Genomic DNA, 20,625 nt, shown 5'->3' with positions numbered 1-20,625 from the left:
AACTTCTGAATGAACCTTTTAATTCTGATATTTCATTTTTATAAGCTTATATTGAAATTTTACTGTTTTGGAACTAAAATGAGAACATAGATTGAAAATTTCTCATTTTAATTTCTTCTAAAAGAAGCATAAAATACTCGCTTGTCGCTTACAAGCGAGATTTAGTGTGTCAATAAAAAACATCTAAGAAAGACTAAAACACCCTCACGTCCATCTCAATCAAGATCAGGTATATTGGTGGTCAATAGAATGAAGCGATCAGCTTAGTTCATAAAACACCCGTTTTTAACATTTGTGAACGTATGATCATTCTTAAATGATCTATGGACTTCAACCGTCCATTTTCCTCATAATACCAAAAGGTCCAACCATTACAACTCTGCGAATCTTGAGCCTTTCTTCCCATTGCGTGAATTGAGCCCGCTTCACCACCATGCATAATCGTACCATCAGCTCTTACAATAGCAGATACTTGCTTCTTACGATCATACAGAACTTCTCCAGGATAGAGTAAACCTGCTTCAAGCAAACTGTTGAATGCTACGCGCGGTTCTGCTTTTTTTCTATCCAAAATCGCTAGTTCTGGTTGCGCTAAAGGTTGAACCGCCGCAATTCTCTCACATGCTGCATCGATGTAATCTTGCTCGCGTTCAATCCCAACAAAATCACGCCCTAAAAGCTTGGCAACAGCACCTGTTGTTCCCGAACCAAAAAACGGATCGAGAATAACATCACCAGGTTTACTAGAAGCCATAATAATACGCGCTAATAACGCTTGCGGTTTTTGTGTTGGATGTAATTTACGCCCCGAATCATCCTTTAAACGTTCAGCTCCAGTGCAGAGAGGGAAAAGCCAATCTGAACGCATTTGTAGATCTTCATTTGCCGCTTTTAAGGCATCATAATTAAATGTGTACTTTTTATCTTTTTGATCTCGCACGGCCCAAATAAGCGTCTCATGAGCATTTTGAAAACGGCGCCCTCGAAAATTAGGCATCGGATTATTCTTGCGCCAAATAATATCATTAAGCATCCAAAAACCTAAATCTTGTAATGCCGTCCCAACCCGAAAAATATTATGGTAAGATCCGATAACCCAAAGTGTTCCGTTGGGTTTTAATACACGACGACAAGCAAGCAACCATGCACGAGTAAAAGCATCATAAGCAGCAAAACTCTCAAACTGATCCCATGCATCATCAACCGCATCAACAAGCGAATGATCTGGACGGTATAAAGCTCCATCCAATTGCAAATTATAGGGTGGATCCGCAAAAATCATATCAACAGAATGTTTTGGAAGTTTTTCTAAAACGGAAACACAATCTCCTTTAAAAATTTTATTGCGCCATGGCATTTGTGAGGGAGTACGAAGGAAATCTTTTTGAAGCTGAATAACTGTCATGAAAAACCCAACAAAATTAACTGAATTTGCCCTATAATCAACCCAAATAGTTTATAGGCCCGCATTACCCATCTATATTTACAAAATAGCGTAAACGTATCGTTAAAGTTCTACAAAATTGATGATTGTTTTTGTTTTTTTAGTAAAAAAAACTTTCATATGAATGAAACCTTAATTTTTTTTTTCAATGTACTGTTCCCATATCTTTTATTTCGTAAAAGAATTAAGAATCATTTTCAAAGCGTATTTTTATGAAATAAGATCTTCTCAATATCGTTTTCATGAAAGTTGTCCATCTCGTAACATGTAAAGGAATATCTTATGCCTCAGATAGATCTTATTATTTTTGATTGTGACGGAGTTCTCGTCGACTCTGAATATCTTGCAGCAAAAATTGGATCTCAATTGCTCAAACAAACAGGATATGAAATATCACCCGAAGAATTGAGTGAGCGTTTTGCAGGGCTTATCTTTCGCGATATTCTTAAACACGTTGAACAGGAAACAGAAAAACCTATTTCTGCTCATCTCATAGATCAAATGACTAATATTTTTCGTACACAAATAAAAACTAAATTACGGGCTATTGATGATGTAAGAGAAGCTGTAGAAATTATCCAAACACGCTATCCCTACTGTATCTGCTCTAATGCAAAAAGCGTAGATATAAAAGAGATGCTCATCACGGTTGATCTCTATGACCTTTTTGAAGGTAAAATATTTTCAGCACCTGAAGTTGGAACAAAAAGAACGAAACCGGCCCCTGATGTTTTCCTTTTTGCCGCACAACAATTACAGGCAGAGCCCCAAAACACTATCGTTATAGAAGATTCACTTCATGGTGTACACGCAGCCATAGCAGCAGGCATGCGTGTCATCGGCTTTACGGGAGGATCACATAGCTATCTTGGCCACTCTAATGCACTTGCAGAAGCTGGTGCAGAAACAGTTATTGCAAAACATGCTCATTTAGGAGAAGTCTTAGAAGCAATGGCAGTATGGCGAGATCTATTATAAAAAATCTCTTGAATATATCAATTTGTAAACTCTTGTAAGAAGCATTTTTATTCAAATGTCCTGCTCTTCTCGCTGCTCCTTTTATAATAACTTCAATAAATGCGTAATTCACGACACGGGTGAATTGCATCTCAATGTGAAGGAAAAATATAGCGCCTCATTGAAATCATAAGTCTGTTAACCATTGCACGTGCTTTAAAAAAAGCCAAAAACAGGGGTGCCAACTCATGAAAATTAAACCCTGCTTATCTATCTCAACTCCGATATCCCACTCCCAACCTCAGCAGCTCATCCTGATAAATTATTATATTTGTCAAAAAAGGAATATTACGATGCCTTGCTCGATAAGATGTGAGAATTGCTAGCCTCTTTCATCTGATCAAAAAAATCACATACTATGGTAAAATTGTAAGGGATGTGCCTATTGATCATGGAAAAAATATTAAAATTCGCGGAATCTATGGAACACAAGACTTTATTGAAAATGACAAATGCGTCCTTGTTGAGTTACAAAGGCTTATATTTACTCAATCCAAATCTCATAAACTTGTTGAAGGCTTATTTACTTTGCTGCTTAAATAGTATTTTAACAGCATCAATTGGTACAACCTCCCTAAGATTACAAAAAACAAAAAGAATACACTCTTATGAAGATGTGCATTTTATAAAAAATATTTCATACCAAGTAATTTACAGACAATATATTGATTTATAATCATAATTTATCATGATTCAAATTAAGCAAAAAAACCGAATATTGTAAGATTCTCTCATTTCAAACCTAGATATGCTGAATTAAATAAATAAAGAAATAAAAATGCCTTTTAATGAATCATCTCAAAAGGCAAAAATTGTAGCAACATTAGGAGCGAGAAAAGTGTATGGCAATGCCATCTTTCTTCTTTATAAACGTCAAAAATTCTGATGCCCTAAGAATTTTATATTATGGGGGCTTTATCATCATATCTATCATTGCAAAATAGGCTTGAGTACCTTGAGAACGGTTTCTTTAAAAAAGCACATAAATATGAAACATATAATCATGTTAAACAAGCGACAGCGATACCAATAGTTGCTTAAAATTTTCCGAAAGCACTTAATAGCCTTTTTAAATAAGCAATGAAATCAGATCTTTTCAAAAGTAATCCACTTTCTAAAAATAAAAGCGGCTTTTCAGTTTGGAAAGAAGAAAGTGTTGAAAATATTATCTAATGCTGATCTTTCGGCACTCATAAATATGTCTAAATTATATTCTTCTATACACTGCCTTGCATCATAGTAATATGCTGTTCACATTGGCAATAAAAAGATAATATCATTTATCTCTATCCAATTCGAGCTCTACTTTACACTATGAGAAAATTGTACATTTTTTAGTATCTATAACATATTATTATCTATAAGATAAATGTATATATTTAATAGTAAAGTAAGAATTATTATTCTGCTATCACGATGCAATTAAATAACCATTGAATAATAATTTAATAATATCTATAGAACACACATTCTACAATAATGACTATCTATAATAAATACTATAAATAATAAAATTTTAGCGTGTCCATTCATATTTTAATTGTTAATAATATTTTTATAACCACATCATAATTTTCATTTTTTCTATTATACTATCGATAATAAATAATTTTTTATATATTTAATATGTAAAAATTTTGATCAATTTTATTATCTATAAATGTATTTAAAAAATATATTAATGTCATTTTATAAAAATTATACGATAACCATATGTTATTTTATATATAACACATAATAAAATATTGTATAAAGTTTTTAAAAAATATAATTTGTAATTATGACTGTTACTTTTTTACAATAACGTTTATAAAAATTATAGTTATATTTTTATATGTATTTTTATTATTGACTAAAAATACATATTGAACTATATGGCTTGTATATAGTGTGATATACATAAACATTATGTATATTTCTTACATATATAACTTAAAAATATTTGAGGTAAAGTTATGGTAAAAATATTTAAAAATTATATTTTAAGCATTTTTATAGTGAGCACTTTTTTTATTTCACAAACTGTAAATGTTAATGCAAACTATTTGAAAAACGATACTCCAAAAGAGGAATTTTCTGTTTTCCCAATGGAACAAGTAAAATATGCGAAATCCGATGTAGTTTCTACGACTGCTTTCTATGCTCCGTCTGTAAATTATCAAACAGAACATGGAACAATAGGTGAAGGAAAATTTGAAAAGGTCGTTGAGCCTATGACTATAGGAATGGGGCTATTGTTTACTGGACATGTAATGAGCTTTATAGGATCGATAATAAGTTGGATAAAGGACATAGTATTGATGTTCAAATAATTCAACCTCGTCTAGAACTCTATAATAATAGCTTTATTATGTGGCTATAATTCATTGTAAATAATTACATAATGAAGCTCATTATGCTACAAAATATAAATGTTGTAGATTACATCCAAATATCCAAAGTATAAATTAAGTATAAATTTACGCATATATATTGAATAGTATAAATATTTGAGGTAAATTATGATTAAATTATTTAAAAATCATATATTAAGTATTTTCATTATTTCTGCCTTTTCTCTTTCTCAGGTTGTAAATGTGCATGCAAACTCTTTACAAAATAGTACTCATCGTGAGAATATTTTTGTTTCTGCAATAGAACAGAAAAGAAAGGATGCAGTCCATACCGTTTCTCTCTATAGACCTAGTCTAAATCGTGGAGTGGGTAATGAAGCTACTATTGAAGGAAAATTTGAAAAGGTTGTTGAACCTCTTACACTCGGGGCTTTTGGTATGGGGATGGCACTTGGATATGCATCAAGTACGATAGGCATGTTTTTAGGATGGATAATAAGTAAAATAATATTGTATTTTAAATCTCGTTAAAATTGAAATTTCATCAGAATAAGACCTTCTCATATGAAATATAAACTATGAACATATTCCGTGTTTATCCATTGTTGATGACAAAAACTAATGAATTATCACACTAAGAGTGAAAAAAGCTTTAAATGCTTCTGTTTCTCTCAATGTGCACTAATTCTGCCGATGCATCTATTCAATTCAGATTAAAATAAAAGTATTGGTGGTAAACTATGATTAAAGTATTGAAAACTTACGTATTAAATATTTTTATAGCAGTTGCTTTTCTGCTTTCACAAGTTATAAATGTTCATGCCAATCATTTGAAAAATGATACTCAATGGGAAACTGTCTCTTTAATAGAACAAGGAAAGAAAAAAGCTATCGATATAGCTGCTCTTTATGTCCCAAGTTTCACTCATAAAGCAAAAAGTGAATCTGCCTTTGAAGGAAAATTTGAGAAAGTGTTTGAACCAATTACGCTAGGAGTTTTTTCTACAGTAGGAGCTTTGGGTTTTGGATTCTTGACTGGATCTGTTATGGCCATATTTAGCGGGATAATCGGATGGGCAATAGGAAAAATTAAAGGCAAATAATTCAAAGATACTTAGTTATTTTTTTCTATTTAAAATGAAAATACTTTACAGCCTGCTTCCCATCATTTAGCAGGCTGTTGTATGTTTTCTATGGATAAACTTTAGGTTACCATACTGTATAGCACAAATATAATATCTATTATTATACAAAGTGATAAATTAAGCTAAAAAAGATTATTCAAAGTATAGATTTGCGCACGAAATGCCATAAAATTACCTTATAAATCTTCCAATGTGAGTTCTGAGATGTATCATTTTAACATTCAGTTTAGCAGATTTAATTGTTACAAAGTATTAAGAGCATAAAATAACTATGAATGATTGAGTTTTATACAAAAGTTCTTCAATAAATACCATTCTATCTATTTAATTTTATTATTTAAGAAGGTGTACAAGTGAAGATACGTTGTAAAATTTAAGTGAATGAATAATAGAGAAAAAAAATTTGACTGTAACAGATTTTCTGTGAACATTTGGCGTTTATATCTCAAAAATAAAAATGCTTAAGGCTATTTCCTTTCATTATTGAATTAAAAAGAAGAAAAGAAGCTCTATCCATTTAATAATTTAAATATTATGAAAAACGTGAAATAAATAACTTCATCAATTTGCCAGAAATAAAAAAAGGATAAGACTTATGGAATATATCAGCACGAGAGGTGAAGCTCCTGCTTTAAGCTTTACGGAAACAATCATGACAGGGTTGGCAAGTGATGGGGGACTTTATTTGCCAGATAAATTTCCTCAGCTATCATTTGATGCGTTACGAGCACTTCGTGGTCAGTCCTATACAACAATTGCTAAAACTATTCTGTGGCCCTTTGTGAATAACGAAATCGAATATACAGCTTTTGAAAATATGATCGCTGAATCTTATGCAACCTTTCACCATCCAGCAATCTGTCCGTTACGACAAACTGGAGCAGATGAATTTATCCTTGAACTCTTTCATGGTCCTACTTTAGCTTTTAAAGATGTAGCAATGCAGTTTCTTTCTCGACTGATGGATTATGTTTTGACTGAAAAAAATAGATGTGCAACGATTATTGCTGCAACATCAGGTGATACAGGAGGAGCTGCAATACAGGCTTTTGCTGGAAAAGAACACTCAGATATTTTTATTTTATTTCCTAAAGGACGTGTATCGCCTGTTCAACAACGGCAAATGACAACCAATCATTGTTCCAATGTTCATGCCATTGCCATTGAAGGAAATTTTGATGATTGCCAAGCTCTTGTCAAAGCAATGTTTAATGACCACAATTTTCGTAAAAAAAGAGCACTTTCAGGTGTTAATTCTATAAATTGGGCGCGTATCATGGCGCAAATTGTTTACTATTTTTCATCTGCACTTTCTTTAGGAGCACCTGATAGAGCTGTTTCATTTACTGTTCCTACTGGAAATTTTGGTGATATTTTTGCAGGTTATGTCGCAGCCCGTATGGGATTACCCATTGCTCAACTGGTCATCGCAACGAATGATAACGACATCCTTGTACGTACATTGACCAGTGGTACTTACAAAACACAACCAATAGTCCATACAACATCACCTTCTATGGATATTCAGGTCTCTTCTAATTTTGAACGTTTGCTCTTTGAAAGTGGCAATCGTGATCCAATGTGGATTCGCAATGCAATGGAAAACTTGAAAAAAACGGGTCTCTTTACTCTTGATGAAAAGCAACTCAAAAATATTCGTTCCCTATTTTCCGCTGGAAAAAGCAACATGGCTGCAACAGCTCAAACAATTGATAGTGTCTATAAGGAAAGTGGCTATCTTGTTGATCCACATACAGCGGTCGCTCTTCAAGTAGCGCGTGAAAACAAAAAACCGCATATTCCAATGATCGTTCTTGCCACGGCTCATCCAGCTAAATTTCCTGATACTATTAAAAGCGCTTGTGGCCTTCATGCTCCATGGCCATCTCATCTCAATGATGTAATGAAACACGAAGAACATTTTATAAATCTTGCTAATGATGAAAAAATAGTAAAAGATTATATTTCTTTAAAATCGCGTGCATCTTATTAAAGTTAGCTGCATTAATTTAAATCAAGAATATTCTGATACCCTTGCAATGAGGTGTTTAGCTTATTTAATGGAGTTGTAGATACATGGATGTAGATATATGTCGCCTTAGTAATGGTTTGACTATCGCCACACATACAATGCAACAAATTGATAGTGTTGCCCTCGGAATATGGGTTAAAGTGGGCTCACGCAATGAAACCTCTACACAGCATGGTATTGCTCATCTTCTTGAGCATATGGCTTTTAAAGGAACCGAAAACCGTACTGCTTTTCAAATTGCAACCGATATTGAAGATGTTGGCGGTGAAATCAATGCTACAACCAGTATTGAAACAACAGCTTACTTTGCACGTGTACTTAAAAGCGATATCCCACTTGCTATAGACATTTTAGCCGATATTTTAATGCATTCAAAATTTGACGACGATGAACTAGAACGAGAAAAACAAGTAATCTTTCAGGAAATTGGTGCTGCCCATGACACTCCTGATGATATTGTTTTTGATCACTTTACAGAAACAGCCTTTCGTCATCAATCCCTTGGACGCTCTATTTTAGGAACAGCTAAAACTATTCAATCATTTACATCTACTGATCTCCATGATTTCATCAATAAACAATATAGTGCAGATCGTATGATTGTCGTTGCTGCAGGAGCTGTAAAGCACGAAAGTTTCTTGCGAGAAGTTGAAAGTCGTTTTGGTACTTTTCGCTCCCATTCAACCGCACCTCTTACTAATCTTGCAAATTATGTCGGTGGCGACTTTCGTGAATATCGCGATTTAATGGATACACAAGTTGTTCTAGGGTTTGAAGGGCGTGCTTATCACGCGCGTGATTTTTATGCAGCTCAAATTCTTTCTATCATTCTTGGTGGTGGTATGTCTTCACGTCTTTTTCAAGAGGTAAGAGAGAAACGTGGATTATGCTATTCTATTTATGCTTTTCATTGGGGATTTTCAGATACTGGGCTTTTTGGTGTTCACGCAGCTACCGGACAAGAAGGGCTCAAAGAACTTATTCCTGTGATTCTTGATGAACTTTCCAAGGTCAGCAAAAATATTCACGCCAACGAACTGCAACGAGCACAAACGCAATATCGTGCAAATCTGACAATGTCACAGGAAAATCCCTCTAGTCAAGCACATCTCATTGCTCGCCAAATACTCCTTTATGGTCGACCAATTCCAATATCGGAAACAATTGAACGCCTCAATCTCATCACTCCTAAAAGATTAACTGATTTAGCACATCGTCTTTTTACAAACTCCACTCCAACACTAACTGCTGTCGGACCTGTAGGACCCCTTATAAATTTTGATGATTTAACGTCAACTCTTTCATACAAGCTAAAGTAAAAACTTCTTTTCAATGCAACATCACAATAACGTCACATATTTTATCATAAAATTTACCACAAAAGCTCTCCTCATTAAATAAGTTTTGGAAATATTGGGCAAATAGGCGTACAAAACTACCCAATTCATACTTCATGTGATAAAGATTCTAATAAGTGAAGGTATATCCGTGAAATCTGAAAATTCATGGTTTAACTTTGCCCTTTTAAAATATAAAATTTCATTCGCTTCAGGTTCCATTGAAGCAAATGGGTGTGTGGTCTATTTGTATATAAAATCACATAACTTAAGAAAAGTGATAACAATTTATTATGTAAATAAATTATAAAAGGTGGACGTTTTTTCTCAAAAGTCGAAATGAAAATTAAACATCCTAAAATATTGAGAGTGGGACATTGTGAAGAGTTTGCGTAAAATAATTGACATCATTTTCATTGTAGTCGTTAGTTCTTTTGTCCATCTTACATCAGCACAAGCAATTGAACCAGTTAAAATTTCTTCTCAAGATGCTGCTCTTGATCTCTCAAAAGCAATTGAAATTCACCACACAAACAACTCTATTTTTCAAACAAGTACAGCACCAGGACCAGATGGTATTGTATGGCGTATTGAAGTGCAGGCAAAAAATGAAAAATTTTCCGGAAATTGGGCAGTTTTTTCTCTTGCAAATCCAACAGATGAACAAGTTGATCGTCTCATCGTTGCCCCCCATTACCGCATGGCACGTTCTGGATTTTTTTGGCCAGACCTTGGATCATCAAGGATTCAATCCATAACGCCAAGCGAAGGTTTTTCCCTCGATCGTCAACTTAGTGCAAACTCTGATATCTTTCGTATTACCCTTAACCCTGGTGCTGTTATTACATTTGTGGCCGAACTTAACTCTGCAAATCTACCGCAAATCTATTTATGGCAACCTGAAGCTTATAAAGATGCAATTAATTCTTATACGCTTTATCATGGTATTCTTCTTGGGATATCAGGTCTCTTAGCGCTTTTGTTAACTGTTCTCTTCGTCGTCCGTGGAACAGGGCTGTTTCCTGCAACAGCGGCAGTTGCTTGGGCAGTGCTTTTTTATATTGGTATTGACTTCAACTTTTTAAATAAATTCTTTGCAGTTACACTCACAACCCAACCAATCTGGCGTGCTGGTACAGAAGTAGCACTTACTGCTACACTCTTCATTTTTCTTTTTACCTATCTCAGCCTTAACCGCTGGCATTATCATTTTAATTACGGTGCTATCGCTTGGACCATTGCGTTTTGCAGTCTAGGAGCCTTTGCTATTTATGATCCCATCAGAGCAGCTGGAATTGCGCGTTTGTCTTTTGGCCTTACCGCTGTGCTTGGTATAATATTAATCATCTATTTCTCAATCAGAAGCTATGACCGCGCCATTATGCTTATTCCAACATGGTTGCTCATTAGCTTTTGGTGTGTTGGAGCCTATGCCTGCATAGCTGGACATTTAAACAATGATATTATCCAGCCAGCATTAGCGGGAGGATTAGTGCTCATTGTTCTTCTCATTAGCTTTACTGTCCTGCAACAAACTTTTTCTAATGACGCTTTCCATGAAGGAATATTTTCCGACCTTGAACAACAAGTACTCGCAGCAAAGGGAGCTGGAAATATTATTTGGGATTGGAATATTGAGCGTGACCGTATTGTTGTACATCCAAACATGGCAACCCTTTTTGGTACTGAAATTCATAACCTCAATGGACCTATGCGCAACTGGATTTCAGCCTTGCACCATGATGATCGTGAACGCTTTCAAGCCGTATTGGATATCATTCTTAAAAATAAAAAAGGGCGCATTGATCAAATTTTTCGGCTTTCTTCCGGTGGTGGTTATTATCATTGGTTTTCTCTTCGTGCACGTCCGGCTATGCAAAAAGATGGAAAAATCACACGTGTCATTGGAACCATTGTCAATATTACTAACCATAAAAAATCCGAAGAACGCTTATTGCATGATGCAATCCACGACAGCTTAACCGGACTTCCTAACCAACAAATTTTCTTTGATAGACTACAAAATTATACCTCTTTAGCGAAAGCAAATATCAAAATTAGACCAACCGTCTTTATGATTGATTTTGATAATTTTCGCCAAATTAATCGCAAATTAGGCATAGCAGTTGGGGATACTGTACTGCTTATAATCGCACGTCGTTTAAATCGTCTCATTAACTTTCAAGACACCTTATCGCGTCTTTCAGCAGACCGCTTTGCAATTATTTTACTCAGTGAAACCGAACCACAAAAAATTGCAGCATTTGCAGATCATTTGCACAAAACAATTTCAGCACCTATTTCACTTTCAGAAAATAAAATAATCCTTTCAACCTCTATCGGATTGGTTACATGGAGTGAAAGCCGGTCGACGGCTAAAGATATTTTTAATGATAGTGAGTTAGCGATGATTCGCGCAAAACAAATGGGTGGGAACCATATTGAACCTTTTCGTCCTAATTTTCGCACTTTGGGTCTCGAACATAATACTCTGGAGAAAGATGTTCATTATGCAATAAAACGTAATGAGATGAAAATCCTCTACCATCCTATTCTTAATTTATCAGACGGACATATTATTGGTTTTGAAACAATTGTAGAATGGCATCATCCCACTTATGGAAATTTAAATGTCTCTGATTTCATAAAAATCGTAGAAAATGAACAAATTGTTATGGATTTGTCACAATTTATCATTGATAATGCCATTATCGATCTTATAAATGTACAAGAAAAGTTTTCCCAACAATCTTTCTTTATTTCAATTAATTTACCAAGCGCAGAAATGATTCATCCTCGTTTTATCAGTCAATTGCGTGCCGCTTTGCTTCGGCATCCGCTCCACAAAGGACGCTTAATGATTGAAATATCTGAATTTGTCTTAAGAAATAATCCTGAACAATCAGCGCACTTTCTTGAACAAATTAAAACACTTGGAATGAATCTCGCACTCGATAATTTTGGAACAGGTTATTCGTCTCTGACCTATCTCGTACGTTATCCATTTGATATGGTTAAACTTGATCGTTCACTTATCTCAATCGACTCTCTTAAGAAGAAAATTGTTCTCAAGTCTATCATTAATATGGCAACAGATCTTAATTTGCAAATTATCGCAGAAGGTGTTGAAAATGAAAAAGAAGCAATCTTCCTCCGTCAAGAAGGTTGTAAATATGTTCAAAGTACACTTGTGACGAAACCGATTGCCATAGAAGAATTAATTACGCTCGTTCAGAGCCATTTCCCTTATAAGATAAAAACATAAGGGATAAAATAACGTGTAAAGTTAAAAAGCTTAGAAAAAACTCTACGCGTGTCCCATTTCAGAAGCAAGATAAGTTGGATCGATACCCATGCGTGTTAAACTTTTATCATACTTGCAGCTTAAATCGCTTTCAAAAAGAAAACTAGGTGATGTAGAACTGATTAGCCAACCATTTGTAGAAATTTCTGCCTCAAGTTGCCCCGCTTTCCATCCAGCATAGCCTAATGCGACCAGTGCATGTTGCGGACCTTGTTCGCAACTGATCGCTTTTAATATATCAATTGTCGCAGTAAAACAGATCTTATCCGCAATAAAAACAGTTTCTTCACAAGCATAATCATCTGAATGAAGGACAAAACCACGCGAAGGATCAACAGGACCACCATAGCGAACTGGAAAATTTTTTATCGGTTCAGAAAGACTTTTTTTTTGGCCACTGTCTATGATTCCTAAGTGAAGCAAAAGCTCTGGAAAATCAATATGATGCAATTGATTGAGAATGATGCCCATCGCACCAGCATCAGAATGCGCGCAAATATAAATAACAGAACGAATAAAGCGTTTGTCATTCATTCCAGGCATTGCTATGAGTAATTGACCACCCAAAAAGCCATTACACTGCTTCATTAATCTGCTATTCTCCATAATTTACATGATAAAAGTTTGTTCATTTAGTACACTAGGAAAATAAAACTCCAATGAAAAAAAGTCACATATTTACAAAGTTACAAAATATCGCAACTTTCTTTTATAAAAAGCTTTTAGTTACTTTATGCTTAACATTCTTAGTTTTAAAATTACTTAACATTCCTGTAAATGCTCAAACAGAACAAAAACTCCAGCTTTTCGCAACATCTTGGTATGAATCAGAGGGTGGTCGTATCCGATTAGCAATCACTGAACCTTCTCTTTCTGGAATAAGAGAAGGTATTATTGAAATTGTGCTTAAACCAGGATGGAAAACTTACTGGCGTAATCCAGGTAATTCTGGCATGGCACCATTTTTTAATTTCAACCAACAGATTTCTTATGAAATCTTTTATCCTACTCCACAGCTTTTTGAAACAGAAAATGATTGGTCATTAGGTTATAAAGATAAAGTAATATTGCCCTTCAATCTTTCTGGTTCAAGCAAAAATTTAAGTGGTGCTTTCACTCTTGGATTATGTAATAAAATCTGTCTTCCATTTACTGTTAACTTTGATTTTTCGCCATCTGCTCTTAAAAATAAACAGCTTCCTGCTTCCTTCTTAAAAAAGGCGCAAAATTCTTTGCCCCGCATGACGCAGAATGCACTAAAAATAAGTGCTGAAAAAAATAATAGTACCCTTCTTATAAAAATACAAAATAACAACAAAACCACTCCTTCCTCTCTCTTTTTAGATGGAGGAGAAATGCAAATTGGAGCAGCAAGAAAAGTCAGTGATAACGCAGAATATACACTCTTCAGTGCTCCACTCTATTTCACACCAGAAGAAATAAACCAAAAAATTTTTTATACAGTTGCTTTTAAAGATCACGCCTTAAGTGGAACATTCATATTCCATACGCAGCCAACCCCTCTTGCGTCTCCGTGATAAAAGAAAAAGCTCTCAAAAAGCAATTATGCTGGAAAACGTCCATTTTCACGATATTGAGTAATTGCTTTGCGAGCAAGGGCATCTGCGCGTTCATTTTCTGGATGTCCCGCATGCCCTTTTACCCAGTGCCATCTAACTGTATGACAAGAACTAGCATCCTCAAGAGCTTGCCATAGCTCCATATTTTTAACAGGATTTTTTGATGCAGTGCGCCAATTATTCTTTTTCCAATCTTCAATCCACTTAGATATACCGTTACGTACATAAACTGAGTCTGTATAAAGATCGACCAAACAGGGCTCTTTAAGCGCCTTTAATGCACAAATTGCCGCCATGAGTTCCATTTGATTGTTTGTCGTATGGACCTTACCGCCATAAAGCTCCCGTTCATGACCATTCCAGCGTAAAATTGCTCCCCATCCTCCAACTCCAGGATTCCCTGAGCAAGCACCATCTGTATAAATTTCAACGACTTTTTGTTGAGTTGCCATAAAATTTAAAAACCTAATTCACTTAGCGAATTTACATTACTGAAAAAACAAAGCTTGTGCCAATACTCCCATGGATCTTTCTTAATAACAAAGCTATTAGGCGGTGTATTAAACCAATCATATAGACGTGTGAGTAAGAAACGTAGAGATGCACCACGAGCTAATAAGACCATCTTGTCCAATTCTAAAGGGATCAATGGTCTTATTTTTTGATAATTTTCCAATAACTTACGTGCTTTGGTAAGATTATAGGAATGATCAGGCTCAAAGCACCAAGCATTTAAACAGATCGCTAAATCATAAGCAAAAAAGTCATTACAAGCAAAATAGAAATCTATCATCCCAGAAAGACGATGATTCACAAAAAAAACGTTATCATTAAATAAATCTGCATGAATAATGCCTATTGGTAAATTACATGGCCAATTTTCCTGTAAAAAAGCCAATTCCAACTCAATTTTTTGTCCAAATTCTTTTAACAATGCATCTTCTTTGGTTTGACAACGTTGCCACAATACCTTCCAATCCATAACAGAAAGAGTATTTTTACGACTGAGTGTAAAATCCTGTCCTGCTAAATGTAATTGTGCTAACCCCGTCCCCACTTCGCCACAATGATCTATATTGGGCTGGCGGATCCACTCTCCTTCCAGAAAAGTAATAATAGCAGCAGGACGTCCTGCTAGTTCACAGATCATCATTCCATCATTTTGAATAACAGGTTGAGGACAAGGAACTCCACGCTGTCCTAAATGCTGCATCAAGCGACAAAAAAAAGGTAAATCATCTTTTGAAATACGCTTTTCATAAAGTGTTAAAATAAATCGCCCTTGTGTTGTCTCTAACATAAAATTAGAATTTTCAATCCCCTCTTCTATACCTTGATAAGACAAAAGTGATCCTATTGCATAACGTGTTAAAAACACTTTTAAATCATTTGGGTGAATATCTGTATAAACGGCCATTATTCTGCTTTCGTTGTAGACATGTCTGTATTCTGATTTTCATTTTTTGCATTATTTGCTTGACCATTAACGAAAGCCATATCTTGAGACGTTAAAATGACGTCGCGTAATTCGCGACTCACTAAAAATTTTTCCGTTTCTACCACTGTTTCAGCTAATTCTATTGTGACATCATAACGCTCACGAAATGCTGAAATAATTTCATCAATAATAATTTCAGGAGCCGAAGCCCCTGCTGAAAGACTGACTATAGAAAGAGATTTTAGGTTTTCAAAATTAATTTCATCAGCGCGCTGAACTAAAATAGCTTGCCGCGCACCAGACTTTTCGGCAACCTCTACTAAACGTCGTGAATTAGAAGAGTTTGGTGCTCCAACAATCAAAAACAAATCACTCCCCTTTGCCGCTGCTTTAACCGCATCTTGTCGATTCGTTGTAGCATAGCAAATTGATTCAGCCGCTGGTGCTGCTAATGTAGGAAAACGTTGTTGTAATATATCGATAATTCCTGCAGTATCTTCAACAGAAAGCGTTGTTTGTGTAACAAATCCTAATTTATCTGGATCATTGGGTTGATAATGCAAAGCATCTTCTATCGTTTCAATAAGCGTCACAACCCCTTCTTCAAGCTGTCCCATTGTCCCTATCACCTCAGGATGACCAGCATGACCAATCAATATAACATGACGACCATGACGTTGATGTCGTATCGCTTGTTTATGAACTTTCGAGACCAACGGACATGTTGCGTCGAGATAAAACAAATTATAGTATCGTGCTTCTTCTGAAACAGATTTTGGTACACCATGAGCAGAAAAAACAACTGGTTGATTGCGATGTTCTTCTGGAATCTCATTAAGTTCTTCGACAAAAACAGCACCCCGTTGCTGTAATCCCTCAACTACGTAGCGGTTGTGTACAATTTCATGACGAACATATACTGGAACACCATATTTTTTTAATGCAAGCAGAACAATCTGGATAGCACGATCAACCCCTGCACAAAATCCACGTGGACCACAAAGACGTATCGTTAAAGGGGGAAGTCCAGACATAAATCATCCTTAATCTCTATAGTTTTAGCTATATATTCAAACAACCTATTATTATACATGAATAAGCAATGTAAAAAAACGTGCAATATCATCTTTTGCATAAGAACACACTCTATCGTGTTTTCTTACAGCATTTTCTTGAAGAAAAGCTCTTTTAAAATTTGCTCTTTCATTTTACGCAACTAAAGAGCGATAAAATACCAAACAAGAGATTCAATCAAAAGAATTCCAAAGATAGCTGCCAAATAAAGTAACGAAAAGAAAAACGTTTTTTTGGCCATCAAAATAGTTTCATTATGTGTATCAGCTTTCCATAAACGATAGGCAAAATAAATAAAGATAATGCTTAAAATTGTTGAAAAAATACCATAAAAAATTCCGCCAAGACCAGTAAAGCAAGGAGCAGCAGCACACAATGCCATCAAAACAGTATAAAATAAAATCTGTTTTTTTGTTGAATGTTCACCTCGTACATTAGGCATCATAGGGATACCTGCAGCCTCATAATCAAGAGATGAAAATAAAGAAAGAGCCCAAAAGTGAGGGGGGGTCCACATAAAAATGATTAAAAATAATAAAAAGCTATCAATACTCACTGTCCCTGTTGTCACGGCCCATCCAATCATTGGTGGAAAAGCCCCAGAAGCACCACCAATAACAATATTTTGTGGTGTGATACGCTTTAACCAAATTGTATAGATAACGACATAAAAGAAAATCGTAAACGCAAGAAAAAATGCCGCAAACCAATTAATGAAGCTCCCCATAACCAATACCGAGAGCATAGAAAGAACCATGCCAAAAATAAATGCCTTTTGGGAGCTGATTTTACCCATGGGAATAGGACGCTTTTTAGTCCGTTCCATCACAGCATCAATGTCAGCATCATACCACATGTTCAGTGCTCCCGCACCACCGCCACCAGCAGCAATACATAAAATTGCTAAAAAACCATACCACGGATTGATAGGAACAGGCGATACAAGCAAACCAACCAGAGCCGTAAAGACCACAAGAGACATAACACGTGGCTTTAATAATGTGATGTAATCACCAATACCGGATTTTGGTGGCGTTGATTTACCATTCACAACCGATAACTCTTCTGAAACTGACATTCCACTCAAAGCCCTTTTCCATTTCTGTCATTCACAAATCCAATATTATCTGACAAATATTATCTAGCGTATGGAAATGACCCATTAAGACCAATCGTATTTTTGAGAAAATATGAAATATCTCTTTCGCACGTATCCCCTAAAAGTAAATGGAAATATTGGCAATAAAAATACATTTTTTCAATCAACGTTCTCTCCACATTACAAATGTATCATAAAAATATATCATATGAATTAATATATTTGGGTAAATACTGATTTTGTGTTATGGTTTTTTATGGGGAATTCATTTTTTTATGTAAATCTATGCATGGTTGTGGGTGTTGAGTCGGATAGGATTTTCTGTGATACTTTATAAATTACTCAAAAAAACTTTTTTTATTGGTGCTGTTCTTTACACGCTTTATAGTAGTTTTATCAGTCATGCATTTGCACAAACACCCTATGCACAAGATGTCCCTGCTCCGCAAACCTATGGTGCATGGACAAAAGTGTGTTCTCTACCACCAGGTACACCTAACATACAGTGTGAAGTTGTACAAAACGTTCACACACAAGGGCGTCAAGATATTACCTTGCGCGTTACATTTTATAAACTTCCTCAAAAGCAAGGTGCTTTGATGCGTGTTTTTGTTCCGATTCGCGTTGAATTACGTCCTGGCGTTGGAATTAAAATTGACGATAAAAATATGGGCAGAATGGAATATCGTCGTTGTCTTGGTGATAATTGTGTTGCTGAAGCCTTTCTTAAAGAAGACATATTGCAGCTCTTTTTAAAAGGAAAAATGGCAACCTATTTTATCTTTACAACTCCGGAACAAGGGATTGGAGGTTTTGTTGACCTTCATGGTCTTGGCGACGCCTATGCAACCTTACCGACATGAATGAAATCAATACATTTTAAACAATCAAAATCTCATCGTATATTTTGAAAGATTCTTAAAATTAGATTGATAAAAATCTTCTGAGCCCCCATAAAAATAGGATAATTCTTATGAAATCGCTGATTGATCATTTTGATATTGCTTCCTCTAAAGTGCAATCACTTATACAGGAAACACTTCATCATGCTGATGATGGTGAGCTTTACCTTGAGTACACAGAAAGCGAAGCTCTTTTATTTGATAATGGACAGCTTAAAAACGGCTCATTTCATCAAGATATGGGATTTGGACTACGCGTTGTTGCTGGAGAGGCTACTGGATATGCTCACTCTAGTGAGTTATCAGCTGCTGCACTCAAACGTGCCAGTGAAGCTGCTAAAGCTGTTACCTATAATAATCATGCAGGGACTTATAGCATAGCACCTCAACAAACAAACAAAAGGCTTTATCAACCGCATAATCCCCTTGATGCTCCATCATTTGAAGAAAAAAGTGCTCTTTTGCAAAAAATTGATGCCTATTTACGTGCTAAAAATGATAAATTGCATCAGGTGACTGTTTCTCTTTCCGGCTCGCTACAACATGTTGAAATTTTACGTGCAGATGGTTATTTGGTTCGTGATATTCGTCCCCTTGTGCGACTTTCTATATCTGTGGTCGCAGCTGAAGGCAATCGTCGTGAAAATGGTTTTTATGGATGTGGAGGGAGACAAGCATTTAACCAATTTATTCATGAAGACAATTGGAAAAAAGCCGCGGATGAAGCCTTACGTATGGCTTTAACAAATTTAGAAGCAGAAGCAGCACCTGCTGGATCTTTTGATGTTGTCTTAGCTAACGGATGGCCTGGTGTTATGCTCCATGAAGCCGTAGGTCATGGTTTAGAAGGTGACTTTAACCGTAAAAAAACATCGGCTTTTGCTGGACTTTTAGGACAACAAGTTGCAGCAAAAGGTGTTACAGTTGTTGATGATGGAACAATTCCACAATGCCGTGGCTCTCTCACTGTCGATGATGAGGGGACCCCTTCAGGATATAACGTTCTCATTGAAGATGGAAAACTCGTTGGTTTTATGCAAGACAGACTTAATGCACGGCTTATGGGAGGTAAATCAACTGGAAATGGACGGCGTGAATCTTATGCTTATGCACCAATGCCACGAATGACCAATACAATCATGCTAGGAGGAGATAAAACACCTGAAGAAATCCTTTCTTCACTTAAAAGTGGTATCTATGCTGTTTCATTTGGTGGAGGACAAGTTGATATTACTTCCGGAAAATTCGTCTTTGAATGTACTGAAGCATACCGAGTAGAAAATGGCAAAATTTGTGCACCAATCAAAGGTGCAACTCTTATTGGAAATGGACCGGATGCTATGAAACGTATCACAATGATTGGTAATGATAGTAAACTAGATAATGGTATTGGTATGTGCGGAAAAGCAGGGCAAAATGTCCCTGTTGGTGTTGGTCAACCTCATCTTCGAATCAATAATATGACAATCGGTGGAACTGCGCTTATAGAGGAATAAGCTTGCTCATTCCTTCCCAGTATTGCCTCCTTCTCGTCTATTATGACCATTTTGTGAGGGGGAGATTACAATGAATTGATTTATAAAGATAATCTAGCGTTATTCATATTGTATTAGAACCTTGAATACCGCAAGATTCTCTCATTTTAAATCTGTGTCTGTTGGATCAATCAAAATCATTCGTTTATACGTTACAGGCGGGGAGAGTTATATGGATAAAAACTGTACAAGAAAAGACTAAAGATTCCTCTTATGGGCCGTCTCAAGTACCAAGAGTTTTAAGAAACATTAGGGGATGGCAAATATAACGACGGCACAGGCTTATTCAGACACATCTTTTTCGTAAGATATTAGTCTTTTGTGTGGTTTTTTTGTGTGGGGTAACTTGTCTTTTATATTTCATAATAAAAAAGCTTAAAAGAAA

At 35.5% G+C, this 20,625-nt stretch carries 16 protein-coding genes; 10 read left to right on the top strand and 6 right to left on the bottom strand.

Annotated elements, in window-relative coordinates; all coding sequences use genetic code 11:
- Positions 1-268 precede the first annotated feature (268 nt).
- Entirely contained in the window at positions 269-1,357 is a 1,089-nt protein-coding gene (locus tag ACFIK4_RS03750) for a site-specific DNA-methyltransferase (protein ID WP_375613050.1), read from the bottom strand.
- A 369-nt stretch (positions 1,358-1,726) separates the two neighbouring features.
- On the opposite strand from ACFIK4_RS03750, the gene ACFIK4_RS03745 reads away from it, so the two are divergent.
- From ACFIK4_RS03745 to ACFIK4_RS03715, 7 genes are all read left to right on the top strand, one after another.
- Positions 1,727-2,422: an HAD family hydrolase gene (locus ACFIK4_RS03745; RefSeq protein WP_375613014.1), complete on the top strand. Its 696-nt coding sequence runs from the start codon at positions 1,727-1,729 to the stop codon at positions 2,420-2,422.
- 1,994 nt (positions 2,423-4,416) lie between these two features.
- On the top strand, positions 4,417-4,773 hold the full coding sequence (locus tag ACFIK4_RS03740) for a hypothetical protein (RefSeq protein WP_375668543.1): 357 nt from the start codon (positions 4,417-4,419) through the stop codon (positions 4,771-4,773).
- 189 nt (positions 4,774-4,962) lie between these two features.
- The gene (locus ACFIK4_RS03735; RefSeq protein WP_375628296.1) at positions 4,963-5,325 is read left to right on the top strand and encodes a hypothetical protein; all 363 of its coding nucleotides are present in this window, start codon (positions 4,963-4,965) and stop codon (positions 5,323-5,325) included.
- A 209-nt stretch (positions 5,326-5,534) separates the two neighbouring features.
- Positions 5,535-5,897 (top strand): hypothetical protein, encoded by a 363-nt coding sequence (locus tag ACFIK4_RS03730; RefSeq protein WP_375613017.1) that lies wholly within the window; start codon positions 5,535-5,537, stop codon positions 5,895-5,897.
- 637 nt (positions 5,898-6,534) lie between these two features.
- Positions 6,535-7,932, top strand: a complete 1,398-nt coding sequence (thrC, locus tag ACFIK4_RS03725) for a threonine synthase (protein WP_375631597.1) — start codon at positions 6,535-6,537, stop codon at positions 7,930-7,932.
- A gap of 83 nt (positions 7,933-8,015) precedes the next feature.
- The gene (locus tag ACFIK4_RS03720) at positions 8,016-9,290 is read left to right on the top strand and encodes a M16 family metallopeptidase (protein ID WP_375675029.1); all 1,275 of its coding nucleotides are present in this window, start codon (positions 8,016-8,018) and stop codon (positions 9,288-9,290) included.
- 397 nt (positions 9,291-9,687) lie between these two features.
- Positions 9,688-12,573 carry an EAL domain-containing protein gene (locus ACFIK4_RS03715; protein ID WP_375675027.1) on the top strand — a complete coding sequence of 962 codons (2,886 nt, stop codon included), beginning with the start codon at positions 9,688-9,690 and terminating at the stop codon, positions 12,571-12,573.
- Positions 12,574-12,615: 42 nt separating this feature from the next.
- Here the strand turns inward: ACFIK4_RS03715 and ACFIK4_RS03710 are convergent, their stop codons facing one another.
- Positions 12,616-13,200 (bottom strand): YqgE/AlgH family protein, encoded by a 585-nt coding sequence (locus tag ACFIK4_RS03710; protein ID WP_375606402.1) that lies wholly within the window; start codon positions 13,198-13,200, stop codon positions 12,616-12,618.
- A gap of 71 nt (positions 13,201-13,271) precedes the next feature.
- On the opposite strand from ACFIK4_RS03710, the gene ACFIK4_RS03705 reads away from it, so the two are divergent.
- On the top strand, positions 13,272-14,150 hold the full coding sequence (locus ACFIK4_RS03705; RefSeq protein WP_375675025.1) for a protein-disulfide reductase DsbD domain-containing protein: 879 nt from the start codon (positions 13,272-13,274) through the stop codon (positions 14,148-14,150).
- A 26-nt stretch (positions 14,151-14,176) separates the two neighbouring features.
- Here the strand turns inward: ACFIK4_RS03705 and rnhA are convergent, their stop codons facing one another.
- The 4 genes from rnhA to cyoE form a co-directional block, all read right to left on the bottom strand.
- Positions 14,177-14,644 carry a ribonuclease HI gene (gene rnhA / locus ACFIK4_RS03700; protein ID WP_375611132.1) on the bottom strand — a complete coding sequence of 156 codons (468 nt, stop codon included), beginning with the start codon at positions 14,642-14,644 and terminating at the stop codon, positions 14,177-14,179.
- A gap of 5 nt (positions 14,645-14,649) precedes the next feature.
- The gene (locus tag ACFIK4_RS03695; protein ID WP_375611131.1) at positions 14,650-15,609 is read right to left on the bottom strand and encodes a homoserine kinase; all 960 of its coding nucleotides are present in this window, start codon (positions 15,607-15,609) and stop codon (positions 14,650-14,652) included.
- A complete protein-coding gene (gene ispH, locus ACFIK4_RS03690; RefSeq protein ID WP_375611130.1) occupies positions 15,609-16,664 on the bottom strand; it encodes a 4-hydroxy-3-methylbut-2-enyl diphosphate reductase in 1,056 nt (351 codons plus the stop codon). Before ispH ends, ACFIK4_RS03695 begins: the two co-directional genes overlap by 1 nt.
- Before the next feature lie 182 nt (positions 16,665-16,846).
- Positions 16,847-17,782 carry a heme o synthase gene (gene cyoE / locus ACFIK4_RS03685; RefSeq protein ID WP_375613023.1) on the bottom strand — a complete coding sequence of 312 codons (936 nt, stop codon included), beginning with the start codon at positions 17,780-17,782 and terminating at the stop codon, positions 16,847-16,849.
- A 344-nt stretch (positions 17,783-18,126) separates the two neighbouring features.
- Between cyoE and ACFIK4_RS03680 the strand changes: the two genes are divergently transcribed.
- Both ACFIK4_RS03680 and tldD read left to right on the top strand, forming a co-directional pair.
- Positions 18,127-18,666 carry an invasion associated locus B family protein gene (locus ACFIK4_RS03680; RefSeq protein ID WP_375628307.1) on the top strand — a complete coding sequence of 180 codons (540 nt, stop codon included), beginning with the start codon at positions 18,127-18,129 and terminating at the stop codon, positions 18,664-18,666.
- 110 nt (positions 18,667-18,776) lie between these two features.
- A complete protein-coding gene (tldD, locus tag ACFIK4_RS03675; protein ID WP_375611127.1) occupies positions 18,777-20,201 on the top strand; it encodes a metalloprotease TldD in 1,425 nt (474 codons plus the stop codon).
- Positions 20,202-20,625 lie beyond the last annotated feature (424 nt).

It is taken from the genome of Bartonella sp. AP9QHHD (genome assembly GCF_042195625.1).
Lineage (GTDB): Bacteria > Pseudomonadota > Alphaproteobacteria > Rhizobiales > Rhizobiaceae > Bartonella.
Note: the sequence above shows the minus strand (reverse complement) of the source record. Positions and strands in the feature narration are given on the sequence as shown.